Raw genomic sequence first — 1,011 nt, forward strand, 5'->3', positions numbered from 1 at the left:
TTTAACGCTTGAGATCTGATTTCGTATTTCTTTACCAACGGCCATTGTTAGTTGCCTTTAAAGTCTCGTTTAAAAAAACTCGATTAAAGGGGCGAACCCCTTTAATTACCAAGTTTGGGTAGACTTAAATGTCTCCAATGCACTCTTGATACCGCTAGCGATATCATCGTTGTAGTCGCCCTTTTCGTTGATCTTAGCCATAAGATCCGCTTGCTCCGCATTCATGTAAGAAAGCATTGCCGCTTCGAAATCAACCACTTTATTCACTGGAACATCGTCAAGGAAACCTTCATTGGCTGCGTATAAAACTACACCCATCTCAGCAACACTTTGTGGAGCGTACTGCTTCTGTTTCATTAACTCTGTAACACGCTGACCATGCTCAAGCTGCTTACGAGTCGCCTCATCAAGATCCGAAGCGAACTGAGCAAATGCTGCAAGTTCACGATACTGAGCAAGCGCTAGACGCACACTACCACCAAGCTTTTTGATGATCTTAGTCTGAGCTGCACCGCCTACACGAGATACAGAAATACCTGCGTTCATCGCTGGACGAACACCGGCGTTAAACAGGTTTGTTTCCAAGAAGATCTGACCATCGGTAATCGAAATTACGTTTGTCGGAACGAACGCTGAAACGTCACCACCTTGTGTCTCGATGATCGGGAGAGCGGTCAAAGAACCTGTCTGGCCTTTAACAGCACCATTAGTAAACTGTTCTACGTACTCTTCGCTAACGCGAGACGCTCGCTCAAGAAGGCGCGAGTGCAAGTAGAATACGTCACCAGGATATGCTTCTCGGCCCGGTGGACGACGAAGAAGCAATGAAATCTGACGGTACGCCCAAGCTTGCTTAGTCAAATCATCAAAAACGATCAATGCGTCTTGCCCATTGTCACGGAAGAATTCACCCATTGTTGTGCCAGCATAGGGTGCAAGAAACAACATTGCTGCTGGATCCGCTGCACCAGCAGCTACGATGATGGTGTGATCCATTGCACCATGTTCTTC

1 pseudogene is annotated in these 1,011 nt (G+C 46.7%); it reads right to left on the bottom strand.

From position 1 onward, the window contains the following. Positions 1–105 precede the first annotated feature (105 nt). Positions 106–1,011, bottom strand: a pseudogene (locus tag A3751_RS00405) (F0F1 ATP synthase subunit alpha); the annotation flags it as partial.

The organism is Oleiphilus sp. HI0080 (genome assembly GCF_001635135.1).